The sequence below is a fragment of the Microbacterium sp. SORGH_AS_1204 genome (assembly GCF_030818935.1).
In the GTDB taxonomy this organism is placed as follows: Bacteria; Actinomycetota; Actinomycetes; order Actinomycetales; family Microbacteriaceae; genus Microbacterium.
Genome location: NZ_JAUTBD010000001.1, coordinates 1,258,538 through 1,275,965, shown reverse-complemented (window position 1 = coordinate 1,275,965; position 17,428 = coordinate 1,258,538). Strand labels below are relative to the sequence as shown.

Genomic DNA, 17,428 nt, shown 5'->3' with positions numbered 1-17,428 from the left:
CCGCGGCGACGCTGTCGTGCTGTTCAGGCGACCTCGACCGGCTCGCCGGCCGCGGCGAAGGACTGACGGAGAGAGCCGATGCCGTGGATCGTCGTCTCGAGGGTGTCGCCGTCGCGCAGGAAGCGGGGCGGCTTGGCGCTCATCCCGACGCCCGCGGGGGTTCCGGTGAAGATGAGGTCGCCCGGCTCCAGGGTCACGATGCGCGAGAGTCGCGCGATCGCCTCGGACACCCCGAACACCATGTCGCTGGTTCGCCCGCTCTGCACGATGACACCCGAGACTCGGGTCTCGATCGCCAGATCGTCGGGATCGGACACCTCGTCGGGGGTGACCAGCCACGGTCCGACGGGGCTGTACCCGGCGAAGGACTTGCCGAGGCTGAACTGCGGGACCGGACCGGCCGTCTGCACGACCCGGTCGGAGAGGTCCTGACCGACCATCAGGCCGGCGACGTACGACCAGGCTTCTTCCGCCGAGACCCGGCGCGCCGTCCGGCCCAGGACGACGACCAGTTCGGCTTCCCAGTCGACGGAGGAGCCGGACAGGGTCACTTCGGAGACGGGACCGGTGAGCGAGGAGGAGAACTTGGTGAAGACGGTGAGGTCGCCCGGCAGGGGAAGGCCCGCCTCGGCGGCGTGGTCGCGATAGTTCAGCCCGATCGCGAAGATCTGCCCGGGGCGCGGGGCGGGCGCACCCAGATCGGCCTCGGCGAACGCGCGACCGCCCGTCAGCGTCGCCCGGGACGCCCAGTCGCGGAAGTGGTCCCAGACGGCGAGGACCCGCATCGGATCATCGCTGAAGGAACCGCCGCTGAGCGTGGCGACGTCGTAGGCGAGGGCGTCGGAGAAGAGGGTCGAACGGCCGGAGAGATTGCCGAAGATCATGGTCGTTGGTCTTTCTGATCGAGTGTCGAGTCGGGAGAGCGCACGCGGGGTTTCACAGTCCTAGAGGACGCGGATGCGCTCGTCCCGGAGAGAGAAGTCGACGAACGTGTCGAGGTCCCGTCCGAGCCCGACGGCGGGAACGAGGACCGCGAGGTGGCGCTCCACGCCCGGGCCGGGGTTCCAATTGCGGTGCGGGACGCCCGCGGGCAGGACGACGAGGTCGAAGGGTTCGGCCACGAACATGACGTCGGCCACTTCGACGTGCAGTCGTCCTTCCAGGAGGAAGTAGAGCTGATCGACCGGGTGGATGTGCCAAGGCACGCCCGCTCCCTCCTCCGCGTCGACGGAGGCGTCGACCAGGATGAGCTCCGGTGAGCCGAGTCCCGGCGTCAGCAGGGGCCGGGCGGTGAAACCGGGGACCGGGTGAGAGGGCGTCGACTCCGCCACCGTGCGGATGACGAGGCCCCGGTCCGGCGGTGCGAGGGATGCCGCGCCCTCCGGCGCGGGCTCTGCCAGCGGGTGGCCGCGTTCGGGCGGAGGCACCAGGAGATCGAGATGGAGTTCCTCACTCGCCTCCGGATACCTGTTCTGGTGTGCCGTGCCGGCCGGGATCACCACGGCGGTGCCCGGCTCCACCGAGTACTTCACGCCCTCCGCTTCGAGCACCATCCGCCCGCGCAACACGTAGTAGATCTGATCGCTCTGGGGATGACGGTGCCGCGGGTAGCCCCGCGATGCGCCGGGCGCCCGGCATCCGACGAGCAGGCAGCTCTCCAGGTCGGCGAGAACCTGGTAGTCGAACGCGTCGCGATCGAGTCGCGACGGCTCGAAGCGGCGCAGGTAACGGTTCACGGGATCCGACACGGCGACCCGCCATCACGGTGCGGTCGGGGGGATGTCGTCGTCACGCCCATGTGATCTCCTCGCGGTCGCCGGCTCGTGCCGCGTACCTCGGGGCGCATCGGTGCACCCGCTTTCGCGAGCGTAAACAGCAGAACGTCGACAGTCAAGAAGAATATCGATATTCCATATACCCGTCGATATCGCGGCTCAGTCCGGCAAGTGTTCGAGGGTGGACCACAGACGGAACGCCACGTGGTGGTCCAACGCGCGCGGGCCCACGCGCCAGGCATCCGTCAGCAGCTGATCGATTCGCTCCAATCGCTGCCGCACGGTGTTCTCGTGCACCCGGAGTTCGCGGGCGCTGGCGCGAACGCTCTGGTTGGCGTCGAGGTATACCAGCGCCGTCGATGCCAAGGGCGTGCCCCGATCCGCGTCGTGAGCGAGAACGGCGCCGATCATGCGCTGCACCAGGATCCGCGAGCTCTCCGCCCCACCGTGACTGATCAACAAGCCGAGGGCACCGACCGTGAAGCGGTCGCCCGCCTGGTCGGTGCGGCCCGTGGCCACCAGCGTCCCGACGATCGAGCGGGCGACGTCGTAGTTGGCGCGGATGCCGAGTGGGGAGACGGAGGGACCATCGCACCCCACCGCGGCGGGGATCCCGTGATCGGCCAGCACCCGGCGCACCCGCTCGGCCAGAGCGAGCGAGGGCTCCGCACGACCGATGACGCACAGGCTGCCCCCGTGAACAGCACTGACGCTGGGGCGGATGGCGCGCGAGAGCGCCTTGACGCCCTCGGTGCGGTGGGCGGGGTCGACGGCCGCCACGACCACCGAGAACGGCGGGGAGGTCAACCCGTGATCGGCGAGCCGCGCACTCAGAAGCGAGGAGTCCGCTCCGTGGTCGGCCGACAGCAGTTCCTCCACGAGCTCCACCTGCTCGCGGAATTGCAGTTCGCGAAGGGAACGCATCCACGCCAAGTAGGCCGATACGGCCGCTCGAGCGTGACGCAGCCGCTGCCGGTCTCTTTCGCTCAGCACCTCGGACGTCGCGACGCCGCCGAGGAGCTCGCCCTGCACGCCCACCGCCATCCACACGACGGCGCGACCGTCGACGGTCGTCCCCACGGCCGTCGGCTCGAGCGTCGACTGTCCGACGTGGAGCTGTCGGGACACGACTTCGACCAGATCGGCCTCCAGCGGCTGGTCCCACAGCGGGACCCCCGCGTCCACGACGTCGACGTGGAATCCGAGCGTCCGACTGACGCGCTCGGCGAAGGCATCCTGGCGCACGGACGGGAGGATCGCCGCGAGGAGGTCCTGCTCCATCGCGACGAGCTCCCGCAGACCGCTCAGACGCGCGACCGCCTCGGCCGAGCTCTGCTCGAGGGCGACCAGGCGCTCTCGCTCGGACTGGGCGATGCGGGCGCGGCGGTGCAGCGCAGCGGCACAGCGCGCGAGCATCTCGAGCGCATCGGCCTCCTCGCGATCGAAGCCCGAGCTGGACCGGCGGGCGAGCAGGAGCATCCCCTCCCGACCATCCGCCCCCTCCAGGGGCGCACCCAGGACCGATGTCATCCCGTCCGCGGCGACGGCAGCCGTGATCTCGGCATCCTCGTCCCCCCGGACGGCCTCATCCCACGGCAGGGCGAACGAGGGCAGACCTGGTGCGAAGGCGGGGTCGGCCAGCACCGCTTCCAGCCGGGCCACCGTCCGTCCGTGAAGCCCCTCCGCCAGGACGGTGCTCGTCCCATCCGCTCCGTCTCGCCTGCTGACGAGCAGGGCCGCGTCCGACGGCACGAGGACGCGGGCACGATGCAGGATCTGGGCGCGCAGGGCACCGGCATCCTGAGCCCCCGCGAAGACGTCGACGGACTCGATCAGCTCGCGGGCGATCGTCTCGCTCTTCTCGACGGAAGCGCTCATGGATGGAGAATCCTCCCTGCAGGGGGCTGTTTTATGGAGATTTTGACATGGGTGAGCGACGATGCGTCACCGATAGTGGGGCGAACGACAGGTTCGTCGGGGAGTGTTCGGACCCCGCGTACCGCCGGAATTCGAAGGAGAATCATGTCGATCGGTCTGCCCACGACCGCGCGGTGCCCGTCCGCGCCACCCCGACGCACCACGTGTTCGTCCCGGAAGACCCCCCGATGACCGCCGTCATCGGGGCGGTGCTCGAGCGCTCGGGAGCACCCGCACCGTACGCGCGATCCACGCCGATCACGGTGTCCGACCTCGAACTGGATCCGCCGGGGCCGGAGGAGGTTCTCGTACGGATCGCCGCCGCCAGCGTGTGCCACTCCGACCTCTCCACCGTCGACGGCTCCCGCCCGCGGCGCACTCCCCTCGTGCTCGGGCACGAGAGCGCGGGCACCGTGGTCTCCGTCGGACACCGTGTCGAAGACGTGGCGCAAGGGGACCACGTCGTCCTGGTCTTCCTTCCGCGGTGCGGGACGTGCGAGGCGTGTCTGGCGGACTCCGGTCGCCCCTGCATCCCCGGCTCGGTCGCGAACGGCGAGGGTCGCCTGCTCTCCGGCGAGCGCCGGCTGCATCGCGATGGCCACCCGCTCGATCATCACCTGGGCGTATCCGGGTTCGCCACGCATGCCGTGGTGCACCGGAGTTCTGTCGTGCGCATCGACGACGACGTGCCGTTCGAGGTGGCGGCCATGCTCGGGTGCGCGGTCCTCACCGGGGGCGGCGCCGTCGTGAACGCCGCAGCCCCCGCCCCCACGGACACCATCGCCGTCGTGGGGCTCGGCGGCGTCGGTATGGCGGCCGTCATGACGGCCGCCGCCCTCGGGGTCCGCCGTGTCGTGGCGGTCGACACCGCATCCGACAAACTCGCCCTCGCTCTGACCCTCGGGGCGACGGCCGCATCGACCCCCGACGAGGCCGTGGGCCAGGGCGAACGGTTCGACATCGTGATCGAGGCGGCCGGCCGGGCTCGCGCCTTCGACACCGCCTTCGAACTGACGGCGCCCGGGGGCAACACCGTCACGGTCGGACTGCCCGACCCGTCCGAGCGTTCGCTCATCAGCCCGCTCGTCCTCACCGCGGAGGCACGTCGGATCACCGGGAGCTACCTGGGCAACGCCGTGCCGTCGCGAGACATCCCGTTCTTCGAGCGCCTCTGGCGCGAGGGGCGACTGCCGGTGGAACGGCTGATCTCCTCCCGCATCCCGCTCTCCCAGATCAACGAGGCGATGGACTCGCTGCGCGAGGGTCGCGCTCTGCGCCAGGTCATCGTTCTCGACCACCTCGTTCCCCCGCTCGCCACCCCGACGACGGCTCACCCCCGCCAAGAAAGCGCATCATGACCACCACCACCCCCACGGCCCCGACCGGCGACCTCCCCTCAAGCCCGCCGGTCGACGCCCGGTACCCGTTCACCCGCATCGACCCGATCGATGCCACCGACGCCGAGCTCGAGGCGTTCGTCGCGCACGCGGAACTGCCCGCGTTGCTGATCGCGCTCGCCCTGGCGACGCACGACGCCGACCTCATCCCCTCTCACCTCACGCCCCCGCACACGAAGGGCGAGAACTGGGTGCCCCTGCCGCACGGCGGGTGGGACGAAGCCCAGCAGGCGGAGGCACGCCGACTGGCCCTGCGCGGTCTGCGAACCCTGCGCGATACGCCCGGCCCGTCCGGCCCCCCATCCGCCGAGGAACTCGACAGGGCGATGAGGTTCGTGATCGCGAAGGACATCGACGCGTATCGCGGCTACCTGCTCCGAGAGGTCGAGAACGAGGACCCGGGAGCACCCCGGTGGCACAAGTCCACCGTCGCACCCGACCGCGCCTTCACCGCACTCGTCATCGGCGTCGGCGTGTCCGGAATCGCTCTGCTGCATCGATTCGCCCAGGCCGGCGTGGACGTGATCGCGGTCGAGAAGGAGAGCGAGGTCGGCGGGACCTGGTGGAACAACCGGTACCCCGGATGCCGTCTGGACACGAACAACTACGCCTACAGTTACTCCTTCGCCCGCAAGGGCGACTGGCCGCAGCAGTTCTCGCGGCAACCGGAGATCCTGAACTACCTGAGGGAGGTCACCGACCGCTTCGACCTCCGCCGACACATCCGCTTCGAGACCGAGGTGGTGCGGATGGCCTACGACGCCGCCGCTGACCTCTGGGAGGTGCTGCTGCGTTCGTCGGACGGCTCCGAGCAGACGGTACGGGTGGATGTCGTCATCCCCACGATCGGGCAGCTCAACACCCCGAAGATCCCGGATGTGGAGGGGCGGGAGACCTTCACCGGACCCCAGGTGCACACGGCGCGCTGGGATGACGACATCGAGTTCGCGGGTCGACGTATCGCGGTCATCGGGTCGGGGGCGAGCGCCTTCCAGGTCGGGCCGGCCCTCGCGCCCATCGTGCGTCACATGACGCTCTTCCAGCGGACGGCCCCGTGGGGAATGCCGACGCCCGCCTACTACGCCGACGTCCCCGAGGGGATGCTCTGGCTGCTTCGACACGTGCCCGGCTATGCCGACTGGTTCCGGCTGTGGCAGCTGTGGCAGGCGACGGAGGGGCGGCTCCCCTCGGTCACCCGCGACCCCGCCTGGCAGACGCCCGGCAGCGTGTCCGCGATCAATCAGGACCTGCGCCAAGCCCTCATCCGTCACATCACGGCGCAGTACTCACGTCGGCCGGACCTGATCGAGAAGGTCATCCCGCCCTATCCGCCCGGGGCGAAGCGGATGCTGCGCGACAACGGGGTCTGGGCGCAGACGCTACAGCGCGAGAACGTCGAGCTCGTCGGCAGCGACATCGTCCGCATCGAGCCGACCGGCATCCGGACCGCCGACGGCACCCTCCACGAGGTCGATGCGATCGTGTACGCCACGGGATTCCGGGCGGAGGAGCACCTGTACGGACTCGACGTGACCGGTCGCGACGGCACCGAGATCCACGACTACTGGAACGGCGACACGAAGGCCTACAACACGATCATGGTGCCCCGGTTCCCCAACCTCTTCCTGACCTCGGGGCCGAACACCGCCATCGCCGCGAACGGCAGCGGTACGTATCTGGCCGAGTGCGCCGCCGACTTCACCCTGGAATGCGTGCGGGTGCTGCTGGAGAGCGGCGCGAGGTCGCTCGAGCCGACGCAGGAGGCGCTGGACCGGTTCATCGCCGAGATCGACGCGGCCAACGACCTTCGGGCGTGGTCCGGCGTGCGCGGCTGGTATCTGAACAAGAAGGGCCGCGCGTCGCAGACGTGGCCGCACGACATGCGCGCCTACTTCGAGATGACTCGCGGGCCGATCGCCGAGGACTTCCGCTTCAACGGGACGGCGGCCGGGGACCGATGAGCGGCCCGTCGACGCTGATGTCGGAGCTGACGCCGCAGATGGCGGAGGCGATGGCGGCATGGTCGCGCAGTGGGGCGCCCGGTTACGCCCGGACGGGTGCCGAGGGCTCGCGCGCCGCGTACCGACGTTCCACGGCGCGCGGCGCGTGGGAGCCGACGTATCCCGTCGACGCGCGCGACGTCGATCTCGCGAACCTCGGCCGAACGCGCGTCTACCGCCCGCGCGGCGCCCGCCGCGCTCTGACGCCGATCGTGTACCTGCACGGCGGAGGGTTCGTGATGGGCGACCTCGAGACCCACGACAGCGTCTGCAAGGAGCTCAGCGGAGCGAGCGGGTTGCCGGTCATCGCCGTGGACTACCCCCTGGCACCCGAGCATCCCTTCCCCGCTGCTCCCGATTTCGCGCTGACGGTGATCGAAGCCGTCGTCGAGGCCGCTTCCGAACTCGATGTGGACGCCGATCGCATCGTGCTCGCCGGCGACAGTGCGGGGGCGTGCCTCGCCGCGGTCATGTCGATCGGGGCGCCCGGCCGCGAGCGCATCGCCGCACAGTGCCTCTTCTATCCCGCGACCGATCTGCACTGCGACACGGCGTCGTTCCACGAAATCGCGTCCGGGTACCCGGTCACCGGCCCGGACGGCCTCTGGTTCACACGCTCCTACCTGCCCTCACCGGATCTCGCCGACGACTGGCGGGCGTCGCCGCTGCGCGCCGGCTCCCTGGCGATGAGTCCTCCGACGTTCCTGCTCACCGTCGGGCACGACCCGCTGCGCGACGAAGGGCTGGCGCTCGGTGATCGGCTCGAAGACGAGGGGGTGCGAGTGGTCCGACGTCACATGCCCGCGCACGTGCACGGCTTCCTGACGAATGGCGCCGCCGTTCCCGAAGCGCGGACCGAGCTGGCGTTCGCCGCCGGGTTCGTGCGAGGGGTTCTGCTGACAGGGGCGTGACCCGATCACGGCTCGGCGGTCGCCCGCTGACCGCCGCGGGCCGCGCGACCGGCGCTCATTCGCCGCCGGTCGCGCGGCCCGTTGCACGACCGGTCGCGCTACACCAGCCCGGAGTAGGCCCCACCGTCGAGGTGGAGATTCTGGCCCGTGATGAAGGCCGCCTGCTCGCTGCACAGGAAGACGCAGGTGTCGGCGACCTCGTCCGGACGACCGAACCGTCCCGCGGGGATGCCGGCGGTGATGCGCGATCGCATCACCTCGACGGACTGGTTCTCGTGCGCCGCCTGCTGGGCGACCATGTACTTCTGGCGATCCGTGTCGATCCGCTCCGGGAGCACGTTGTTGATGGTCACGTTGTCTCCGGCGACCTCGCGCGACAGTGCCTTGGACAGGGCCGTGAGTCCCGCCCGCGGCACGGTGGACAGCGTCATCATCGGTCGGGGCGACGTGACCATCGCGGAGGTGATGTTCACGATCCGGCCGAAGCGACGCTGACGCATGCCGGGCAGGCAGGCCTGGATGAGGGCCATGGCGCTGAGGAATTGGGCCTGGATGGCTCGGTCCCACTGCACCCGTGTCGTCGAGGCGAAGGGGACGGGCGCCGGGCCGCCGTTGTTGGTGATGAGGATGTCGACGTCGCCGCCCGCATCGACCAGGCGACGCCATCCGTCCGCTTCATCGAGGTCGGACCGAACCGCCTCGACCTGCACGGGATACCGTTCGCGTAGCCGGGCCGCAGCGGCGTCGAGACGCTCCTCGTTCCGCCCGTTGAGGACGACACCGACCCCTTCGCGGCAGAGCGACTCCGCGATAGCGTGCCCCAGCCCGCCGGAGGATGCCGCGACGAGCGCGCGCCGCCCCGAAATGCCCAGGTGCATGACTTCTCAGTCCTCCTCGACGAGCCGCGAGCGGTCGGACTCGAGGTACACGGATGCGGTGAGTCGGATGTGACTCTCGAGCTGCGCCACACCGCCTCGTCCTCGTCACGAGCGAGCACGGCATCCGCGATGGCGCGGTGCTCCGCGGCGACGTCGCGATGGGTGCCGGCCCCCCGGCCCCACGCTCGGAAGATCTCCCCGCGGTCGCGGAGATGGTTCGAGAGTTCGCGGAGATGGGTGTTGGGGCAGGCCGCGAGAAGCGCGGCATGGAAGCGACTGTGCGCCGTGAGCCATTCCGGCGCGAGCGCATCGGCCGTGGACGCGGTCGTCGCTTTCTCGAGCAGATACGCACTCGACACGATCGAGGCCTCCCAGGCGCTGTCACCGTGACGGATCGCTTGGCGCAGCGCCTCGGCCTCGATGAGCAGACGGACCTCGGTCAGGTGGATCAGGTCGGTCGGGGTCAATTCCACGACGCGGAACCCGAGCTGGGCCTGCGATTCCAGGAAACCTTCAGCCACCAGGCGGGGCAATGCTTCGCGCAGGACGCCGGCCGCGAACCCGTACCTCTTCGTCAGCTCCCCCAGTCGCAGGCGCATCCCCGGCTCGAACTCCCCCGCGATGATCGCCTCGCGGATGACCTCGTACGCCAGTTCTCCTCGCGTGGGGATGGCCGATCCTTGATCGCCCGACCGGGCGTTGTCGCTCCTGGCCACACTCATTCTGGATCCCTCGATTCTGACGCGGCACGACACGGTGCGCTCTGGGCCGCTCCGCCGCGCGGAGCTCGCCGAGATATTCGAGAACTTAGCACAATCTCGATATTGTGCTTCGTTTCTTCCCGACCGCGGGCCCCGTACGTGTCAGCCCTCTGGACGACAGGCATCCTTAATATCGATATTTAGGTTGACTGTCGATGTTGTCCTCGGTAGCCTGACGACGCCGCCCCGTGACGGCGATCGCACCGACGCGAGAAGGAGAACACGATGACCGTGGATCGAAAGCCCGAGACTCTCCCGGTGCCGGAGCCCGTCGGTTCCGACCCGAGCACCTGGGCGCCCGAGCTGGACGCGCTGTCGGCCGCTCCCGATAACCACCGTCTCCTTTTCGAGAACGAGCGGATCCGCGTGCTGGAGGTGCTCCAACCGCTCCACTCGATCGAGCCCGCGCACCACCACCGCTGGCCGAGCCTTGTCTGCATGCTCGAGGGGCAGCATCTCATCGATCACGACGGAGTCACCGGAGAGGTGCTCCTCGACACCCGCGACGGAATCGGACCTCTGGCGCCGATGTCCGCGGTGTGGAAGGAGTCCGAGGCCCTGCACTACGTCGAGAACCCGACTGACGCACCGATCCGCCTGCTGCGCGTCGAGCTCAAAGGCTGAGGCGTCCGCGCAGCCACTCACCGCCCTCAGCACCCCCACCGAAGGAATGTCCACCGTGTCCGTCCCCACCGCAGATCAAAAAGTCGCCGTGACCATCGTCGGGGGTGGACCGGTCGGCATCGTCGCGGCCCTTCTGCTCATCCGCTCCGGGCTGGACGTGGTCGTGCTCGAACGCTATCCGTCGATGCTCGCCGCACCCAAGGCGCACCTCGTCAGCCCCCGCTCGCTCGAGATCCTCGACGCCGCCGGCGTCCGTCTGGAACGCCTCGAGGCCCTCGCCCCGCCACGCTCCCGCAACACCATGGCGTGGTACGTCGACTCCCTCGCGGGTCGGGCATTCGGTTCGCGGCCCTACGAGCCCGGCGCCGAGCGGGGTCAGTTCGCGGAGCGCCTCAACATCGCGCAGCCCCTCCTCGAGCGCGAACTCCGAGAGCGCCTCAGGTCCGTCGCACCCCGCGCGTTGCGGACCGAGCACCGGTGGATCAGCTCCCTCACCGATGACGACGCCGTGGTGTCCGAGGTCGTCGGTCCGGACGGGCCCTATCGCCTCCGGAGCTCGTACCTGATCGCCGCAGACGGGGCGGGCAGCGGCATCCGCGAGTCCCTCGGTATCCGCATGCAAGGCCCGCCGCCGCCCGACGCCCGCGCGACGATCCACTTCGAAGCCGACCTGCGCGAGCTCGTGGACGATCGCCAGGGGATGCTGTATTTCGTGGCGAATCCGCGCACCGAGGGCACGCTCCTCGCTTACGACGCCGCCTCCACGTGGGCGTACCTGTGCGCCCCACTGGACCCCAAGACGGCGGAGACGGACGCCGTCGAAATCATCCGCGCAGCGATCGGAGCCGATCATCCCTTCCAGATCCGGGGCATCTCCTCGTGGACCGTGGCCGCTGAGGTGGCCGAGCGCTACACCGACGGCCGGACCTTCCTTGTCGGCGACGCCGCGCACCGCTTCCCGCCCACCGGGGGTCTGGGCCTGAACACCGGGCTGGGCGATGCCGACAATCTGACCTGGAAACTCTCCGCCGTCCTGCAGGGCCGGGCTGCTCCCGCGCTGCTCGACACCTACGACAGCGAGCGACGGCCGGTGGGCGAGCAGAACCGCGACCAGAGCCTGGCCAACCTCGTCGACCTCATGCAGCTGTACCCCGCCATGCTCACGTACGACGAGCACCGCGACGACGAACTCTTGCAGCACAAGATCGACCGCCAGCTGGCCGCCGTCAACACCATCGGCCTGCAACTGGGCTACCGCTACGGCGGGGGGAAGGAGATCACGGTCCTGACCCACGAGCCCACGGCGGAAGTCGGCGACCACGTACCGGCGGTACGTCTCGCACTCGGCGGAGGAGTCCGTTCGCTCATCGATCGCAACGGCTTCTCCCTGCTGGTCGCACCCGGCAGCGGCGTCACCTGGGAGGCGGCTCTCGCCGGGTCGACACCCGCATTGCGCGTCTTCGAAGTCGAGCCCGCCTCGGAAGAGGATGCCTGGTGGCCCGAACTGCTCGGGCTCCTCCCCGACGGGGCCGTGCTCGTGCGTCCCGACGCTCACATCGTCGGCCGCTACCGCTCACCGGCCGAGAGTTCTCGAATCACCGCGGCGATGACCGACCTGCTGCAGCCCGCGCCCGCACGGTGAAGAGCACTCGCACCGCCGTGGTGCGCCGCATCACGCTCGGAGCGCTCGGCGAAGGATTCGCTCCCCCCGAAGCGCTCCACCCGCGACCGGCGGTGACGATCGAGGGCGCTAGCTCGGCTGAGGCAGACCGAGCAGGTCGAGGGTGGTGGCGCCCTCGAGAATCCGCCGCCGCATCTCGTTCTCCTTGCGTTCGCGCTCCTGCCCGCTCGCGATGGCCTGATCGAGTTCGGCGGCCGGGACGACGACGAGTCCGTCGGCGTCTCCGAGGATCGCGTCGCCGGGACGCACGAGCTGTCCCCCGATCGTGACCGGGATGTCGACGTCTCCGCGCTGCACCTTGGTCGTCTTGCGGATGCACACACCGCGCGTGAAGACGGGGAACCCCGCCGCGACGATGTCCTGACTGTCGCGAACGGCACCGTCGATGACCAGGGCCGCCAGGCCTCGCTGTTGCGCCGCGAGAGTGAGCACGTCGCCCCACGGGCCGGCTTCGACGTAGCCCCCGGCGTCGACGACGAGAACGTCGCCGGGACCCGCGTGGAGCAGACCGACGTGGATGAACCAGTTGTCCGCCGGCTCCAAGCGGACGGTCACCGCTCGTCCGGCGACGCGCGACGTCGGGTCCAGGGGCTTGATCGCGGGGTCGATGGCGCCCCGCTGCCCGTTGGCTTCGTAGACGGTCGCCGCGCCGAGGGCCGCGAGGGCGGTGTAACGGGGATCGGGCATGAGGTCTCTTTCTGTCGGGGGGAGGGTCAGACGCGCGCGGCGTCGAGAGAACGCCACTCGCGCAGAGCGGCGACATAGGCGATCCGCATCAGCTCGATCGCGTCGGGCATGGCATGGCCGCGGGCGGAGAGGTCGAGCAGATCGCGCGGGTCGAACATCAGGTTGAGGAGGAAGAGGGCGCTCTCGAAGCGGTCCTCCTCGATCTGCTCCGCCTTCAGCAGCCGTCGCAGCGGTCGCTCCCACGCCTCCCGAGTGGTGGAGATCAGGGGGTCCTGCGCGTCCAAGCGCTCGAGATATCCGCGCCGCGACCGCAACTGCACCAGCCCCGACCCGTAGACCTCGATGATCGATCCCCACTCGGTCAAAACCTGGGCGAACAGATGGATGCCGGGGGCCTCGCATTCGTGCGAGAAGTCCCTGAGCTGCGCGAGGACCTCGATCATGTAACGCCCCAGCAGGGCGTCCGTGGAGGCGTAGTACCGATACACCGTCGGCGCCGACAGGCCCGCTCTGCCCGCGACGGCGGGGATGTTGACGCCCGTCGGATCATCGCGGAGAAGCTCACCGGTCGCGCGCAGGATCGCACGGTTGTTTCGCACGACGTCTTTGCGGGGTCTTCTCGCCACGGGTGGTCCTCTCTCCAAAGCGCGAAGAAAAACTAACACAACTCTCACTTCAAGCACGAGGTTCACCATCTCGTATCGCCCCATACCGAGAGCTGCGGATGTTTCATTCGTGTTTCTAGCGCTGAAATTCCCCGCGTCACACTTGCATCCGCCCTCCGTCCGTCACACCATAAATGCAACAACGTTTGTGTTTTAGGAGCAGAGATGACGCGCACCATCGACCTCATCGCCGACGTCGGCGAGGGGTACGGCCCCTACGAACTCGGCGACGACGCCGAGCTGCTTCCTCTGCTGACGTCCGCCAACATCGCCTGCGGCTTCCACGCCGGAGACCCCGCGGTGATGGAGTCGACGGTGTCGAGGTGCCGCGATCTCGGCGTCGCGGTCGGAGCCCACCCCGGGTTCGACGACCGTCGCGGGTTCGGACGGCGCACGATCGAAATGACCGCCGACGAAGTCCGCCAGGACGTGCTCTATCAGCTGGGCGCGATCTCGGCCTTCGCACGAGCGGAGCAGGTCCCCCTCGAACACGTCACGCCGCACGGACGTCTCGGCAACCTCAGCATGACCGATCGGACCTATGCGACGGGCATCGTGGACGCGGTCGAGAAGTTCGACCCGACACTGCCGATCGTCACTCCTCCCGGCGTGATCGTCGACATCGCCCGCGCGCGCGGGCTGACCGTGGCCCGCCTGGTCCTCGCGGATCGGGCGTATGAACCCGACGGAACGCTCGTCTCGCGACGCCGGCCCGGAGCCGTCCTCCACGACCCGGAACAGATCCTGGACCGGCTCGCCCAGCTCGTCGAGACGGACACGATCACGGCCGTCGACGGCACCGTCATCCCGGCCGACGCCGATTCGATCCTCCTCCACGGCGACACACCGGGGGCGGTGTCCCTGGCCCTGCGCATCCGCGACACGCTCCGCGCGAGCGGAGCCCGCATCGCCCCGCTGCGGGAGGTCCTGAACCCGTGAACTCCACCCGCGTCACGCCGTTCGGGGACTCAGCTCTCCTCGTCGAATCCGACGCACCGCACGTCACGCAGAGGTGGGAGGCCGCCCACCGGCTCGGCGCCTCGCTGCGCGCGTCGACTCCCCCCGGTGTGGAGGGGATCATCGCCACTTTCGACACCCTGGTGGTGGAGTTCGACCCGCTCCGGACGGATGTCGCCGAGCTCACCTCCCGTCTGCTCGCGGAGAGCGCCGCTCCGGCCCGTGGGGCGGCGCCCGGCCGCGAGTGGGTCATCCCGATCCTGTACGGCGGCGACGCCGGGCCCGACATGGTCGCGGTCGCCGACGAACTGGGCATGACGCCCGACGACTTCGTCGACCAGCACTCCTCGGCATCCTGGCGGGTGGCGTTCAACGGAGCGCCCGGCGGCGCGCCGCTGCACGAAGGGTCGCCGTTCGCCTCATCGATCCGCCGACGTCCCGAACCGCGTATCCGTATCCCGGCCGGCTCCCTCGCCGTCGCCGGTCATCAGGGCACCTTCTACACGATTCCCGCTCCCGGAGGCTGGCGTCTGATCGGTCGCACCCCGCTGCGCCTCATCGCGCCTGAGCGACCCGAGTTCGTCGCGATCCAGCCCGGCGACGTCCTGCGTTTTCGTCCGATCTCGGCCGCCGAGTTCGCCGCGACCAAGCCCGAGTTCGTCGGGAGTCGGCAATGACCGCGAATCTCACCGTCGTCGAGGCCACCCGTGCCGCCGTGACCGACCTCGGTCGGTTCGGGTCTGCTCATCTCGGCATCCAGGTGAACGGCGCTGCCGACCAGGTGTCCGCCCGCACAGCGAACATCCTCGTCGGCAACCCCGACGGCGCACCCGTGCTCGAGACGTCCCTCACTCCCCTCGGCGTCCGCACGCAGACGACGGCACTCATCGCGGTCACCGGTGCCGTCGGCGCCGCCACGATCGACGGCGTCGAGCTGCCCCTGCGCACGCCTGTACTCACCTGGCCCGGCGCCGAAGTGCGCATCGAGCCGGCGAGGGCCGGCGTTCATTCGTACCTCGCGGTCCATGGAACACTGCGCGGCGACCTGTTCCGCGGAAGTGTCGCCGTCGACCCCTTGCTGGGGCGCGGTCGTCGACTCGCCGCCGGCGACTCGGTCGAGGTGGACGACGCCGACGTCAACCTGCCGCCCTTCCTCCCCCTCTTCCGTCTGAACGCTCCGGCACCGGAGCACACGCATACGTGGACCCTGGATGTTCTCGCGGGTCCCGAGGCCGGGCAGTTCCCCGGCCTGATCGATGCGCTGCCCCATACCGTCTTCAGTGTCGGCACGGACAGCGACCAGGCCGGCACGCGTCTGGAAGGCCAGACGTTCCGGCGCATCGCCTCGCACGAGATCCTGTCGCGCGGTGTCCCGCTGGGTGCGGTGGAGATCCCCCCGGCGGGCGGGCTGATCGCCCTCCAGCGTGGGCGCCCCATGACCGCCGGCTATCCCGTCGCCGTCGTCGTCGCGCGCGCCTCGCACCACCTGCTCGCGCAGGTCCGCCCAGGCGACGACGTGCGTCTGCGGCTCGTCGACCGCGCCGACGCGCTGCGTCGCCTCGCCGACATCGACACGTCGCTGAACGATCTGCGTCGGCGGGCCACCGCGATGTACGACGCCTGCGGTCTCTTCGACCGTTCCCGAACCTGCTCCACCCTCTCACCCGCACAGAAAGCGAGCGCATGACCACCACCTCTGCCGCACCGCAGACGCAGCTCAGCAAGAAGCAACTCCGCAAGGTCGTCTTCGGAGGCTCCGCCGGCGTCTTCGTCGAGTTCTTCGACTACGGCATCTACGGATTCCTCGCCAGCACCCTCGCGCTGGTCTTCTTCCCGCCCACCGCACCCACCGCGGGCATCATCATGACGTGGGGAATCTTCGCCCTGACGTTCCTGGTCCGCCCGATCGGCGGACTGGTCATCGGCTCCATCGCCGACCGCATCGGACGCCGCCCCGCCCTCGTCCTCTCCCTGACCCTCATGTCCGGTGCGACCGTCGGCATCGGCCTGCTGCCCGGCTACGCCGTCATCGGGGTGGCCGCACCCATCCTCCTGCTGCTCCTGCGCCTCATCCAGGGCTTCTCCGCCGGCGGCGAGGTGGCCAGCGCCTACTCGTTCGTCGCCGAGAACGCTCCGAACCAGTCCCGCGGTTTCCTCACCTCCCTTCCCCAGGTGGGCTCCTACCTGGCCATGCTGTGCGGCACCAGCCTCGGCGTCGCGCTGGCGACCTTCCTTCCCGCCGGCTCGCTCGAGGAGTGGGCATGGCGCGTGCCGTTCCTCGTCGCCGCGCCCCTCGGCCTGCTCGGCTTCTGGATCCGCCGCAGCCTCGACGACACCGTGGCGTTCCTGGAGACCAAGAAGAACGACGACGTGGCGCACAACCCGCTCGCCGAGACCATCCGCGACAAGAGCGTCCTGCGCAAGGTGTTCTTCGCCGTGGCGTTGGCCCTGCTCAACAGCAGCGGCTACTACATCCTCTTCAACTACATGCCGAGCTTCCTCACGCGCGAGTTCGGGTTCACGACCGGCAACGGCCTGGCCATCACCTCGCTGTCGATCGTCGTCATGCTCGTCGCGATGCCGTCGCTCGCCCGCCTGTCCGACCGCATCGGCCGCAAGCCGGTCATGATCGCCGCCGCCGCCACCTCGGCGATCGCCGCCATCCCCGGGTACGCCCTCGCCTCGACGGGCGACTTCGGACTCGCCGTCCTCGGCGCGGCGCTCATGGCCCTGTGCTTCGCCGGTCACTCCGCCCTGATCGCGGTGTGTCTCGTGGAGCTCTTCCCCACCCGCGTGCGCGGAACCGCGTACTCCCTGGGCTACAACATCGCCACGGCCATCTTCGGCGGGGCGGCCCCGCTCGTGATGACCAGCCTGATCGCGGCGACCGGGCAGACGGCGATCCCGGCGTACTACGTCGTGCTCACCGCCGTGGGCAGCGGCATCGCTGCGCTGTTCATGAAGGACGGAGCACGAAAGCCCATCCAGTGACCGGTGGGCGGAGGTCGGAAGCGGCCTCCGCCCCCTAGAACCGCATCGAGGACTCCTGATGACATCGCCCTCCGCCCGCTCGTTCTGCTGGGTGTGCGGCCTCACGGCCACCCCCGCCTGCCAGACCCATGCCCTGCCCCTCGTCGTGCCCCGACACGACGACACCTTCTCCCCCCAGGAGTGA

At 69.6% G+C, this 17,428-nt stretch carries 16 protein-coding genes and 1 pseudogene; 10 read left to right on the top strand and 7 right to left on the bottom strand.

The window, feature by feature from the left end:
* Positions 1–23: 23 nt before the first annotated feature.
* The 3 genes from QE410_RS05840 to QE410_RS05830 form a co-directional block, all read right to left on the bottom strand.
* The gene (locus QE410_RS05840) at positions 24–884 is read right to left on the bottom strand and encodes a fumarylacetoacetate hydrolase family protein (protein ID WP_307329156.1); all 861 of its coding nucleotides are present in this window, start codon (positions 882–884) and stop codon (positions 24–26) included.
* Positions 885–944: 60 nt separating this feature from the next.
* Positions 945–1,748 (bottom strand): cupin domain-containing protein, encoded by an 804-nt coding sequence (locus QE410_RS05835; protein WP_307329153.1) that lies wholly within the window; start codon positions 1,746–1,748, stop codon positions 945–947.
* Between the two features lie 186 nt (positions 1,749–1,934).
* Entirely contained in the window at positions 1,935–3,653 is a 1,719-nt protein-coding gene (locus QE410_RS05830) for a helix-turn-helix domain-containing protein (protein WP_307329151.1), read from the bottom strand.
* 227 nt (positions 3,654–3,880) lie between these two features.
* Between QE410_RS05830 and QE410_RS05825 the strand changes: the two genes are divergently transcribed.
* From QE410_RS05825 to QE410_RS05815, 3 genes are read left to right on the top strand one after another with little or no spacing between them, the layout of a single operon-like run.
* Positions 3,881–5,050 carry an alcohol dehydrogenase catalytic domain-containing protein gene (locus tag QE410_RS05825; protein ID WP_307329148.1) on the top strand — a complete coding sequence of 390 codons (1,170 nt, stop codon included), beginning with the start codon at positions 3,881–3,883 and terminating at the stop codon, positions 5,048–5,050.
* Complete coding sequence (locus QE410_RS05820; protein ID WP_307329145.1) at positions 5,047–7,050, top strand: NAD(P)/FAD-dependent oxidoreductase; 2,004 nt, start codon at positions 5,047–5,049, stop codon at positions 7,048–7,050. The genes QE410_RS05825 and QE410_RS05820 overlap by 4 nt, the downstream gene beginning before the upstream one ends.
* The gene (locus QE410_RS05815) at positions 7,047–8,000 is read left to right on the top strand and encodes an alpha/beta hydrolase (RefSeq protein ID WP_307329143.1); all 954 of its coding nucleotides are present in this window, start codon (positions 7,047–7,049) and stop codon (positions 7,998–8,000) included. Before QE410_RS05820 ends, QE410_RS05815 begins: the two co-directional genes overlap by 4 nt.
* 98 nt (positions 8,001–8,098) lie before the next feature.
* On the opposite strand, the gene QE410_RS05810 is transcribed toward QE410_RS05815, so the two are convergent.
* Positions 8,099–8,878 carry an SDR family oxidoreductase gene (locus tag QE410_RS05810; protein WP_307329140.1) on the bottom strand — a complete coding sequence of 260 codons (780 nt, stop codon included), beginning with the start codon at positions 8,876–8,878 and terminating at the stop codon, positions 8,099–8,101.
* A gap of 101 nt (positions 8,879–8,979) precedes the next feature.
* Positions 8,980–9,600 (bottom strand): annotated as a pseudogene (locus tag QE410_RS17110) (GntR family transcriptional regulator); the annotation flags it as partial.
* A gap of 264 nt (positions 9,601–9,864) precedes the next feature.
* On the opposite strand from QE410_RS17110, the gene QE410_RS05805 reads away from it, so the two are divergent.
* On the top strand, positions 9,865–10,263 hold the full coding sequence (locus QE410_RS05805) for a hypothetical protein (protein WP_307329137.1): 399 nt from the start codon (positions 9,865–9,867) through the stop codon (positions 10,261–10,263).
* Between the two features lie 55 nt (positions 10,264–10,318).
* A complete protein-coding gene (locus QE410_RS05800; protein ID WP_307329134.1) occupies positions 10,319–11,905 on the top strand; it encodes an FAD-dependent monooxygenase in 1,587 nt (528 codons plus the stop codon).
* A 108-nt stretch (positions 11,906–12,013) separates the two neighbouring features.
* On the opposite strand, the gene QE410_RS05795 is transcribed toward QE410_RS05800, so the two are convergent.
* Positions 12,014–12,631: a 4-carboxy-4-hydroxy-2-oxoadipate aldolase/oxaloacetate decarboxylase gene (locus QE410_RS05795; protein ID WP_307329131.1), complete on the bottom strand. Its 618-nt coding sequence runs from the start codon at positions 12,629–12,631 to the stop codon at positions 12,014–12,016.
* Positions 12,632–12,657: 26 nt separating this feature from the next.
* On the bottom strand, positions 12,658–13,257 hold the full coding sequence (locus QE410_RS05790) for a TetR/AcrR family transcriptional regulator (protein ID WP_307329129.1): 600 nt from the start codon (positions 13,255–13,257) through the stop codon (positions 12,658–12,660).
* A 204-nt stretch (positions 13,258–13,461) separates the two neighbouring features.
* Here QE410_RS05790 and QE410_RS05785 point away from each other — a divergent pair, with 204 nt between their 5' ends.
* The 5 genes from QE410_RS05785 to QE410_RS05765 are packed head-to-tail and all read left to right on the top strand — an operon-like array spanning position 13,462 to position 17,428.
* Positions 13,462–14,235, top strand: coding sequence for a LamB/YcsF family protein (locus QE410_RS05785; RefSeq protein ID WP_307329126.1), 774 nt, complete (start codon positions 13,462–13,464; stop codon positions 14,233–14,235).
* Positions 14,232–14,930, top strand: a complete 699-nt coding sequence (locus QE410_RS05780) for an allophanate hydrolase subunit 1 (protein WP_307329123.1) — start codon at positions 14,232–14,234, stop codon at positions 14,928–14,930. The genes QE410_RS05785 and QE410_RS05780 overlap by 4 nt, the downstream gene beginning before the upstream one ends.
* Positions 14,927–15,940 (top strand): biotin-dependent carboxyltransferase family protein, encoded by a 1,014-nt coding sequence (locus QE410_RS05775; protein WP_307329121.1) that lies wholly within the window; start codon positions 14,927–14,929, stop codon positions 15,938–15,940. Before QE410_RS05780 ends, QE410_RS05775 begins: the two co-directional genes overlap by 4 nt.
* Positions 15,937–17,244 (top strand): MFS transporter, encoded by a 1,308-nt coding sequence (locus QE410_RS05770; RefSeq protein WP_307329119.1) that lies wholly within the window; start codon positions 15,937–15,939, stop codon positions 17,242–17,244. The genes QE410_RS05775 and QE410_RS05770 overlap by 4 nt, the downstream gene beginning before the upstream one ends.
* 58 nt (positions 17,245–17,302) lie before the next feature.
* The gene (locus QE410_RS05765; protein ID WP_307329116.1) at positions 17,303–17,428 is read left to right on the top strand and encodes a hypothetical protein; all 126 of its coding nucleotides are present in this window, start codon (positions 17,303–17,305) and stop codon (positions 17,426–17,428) included.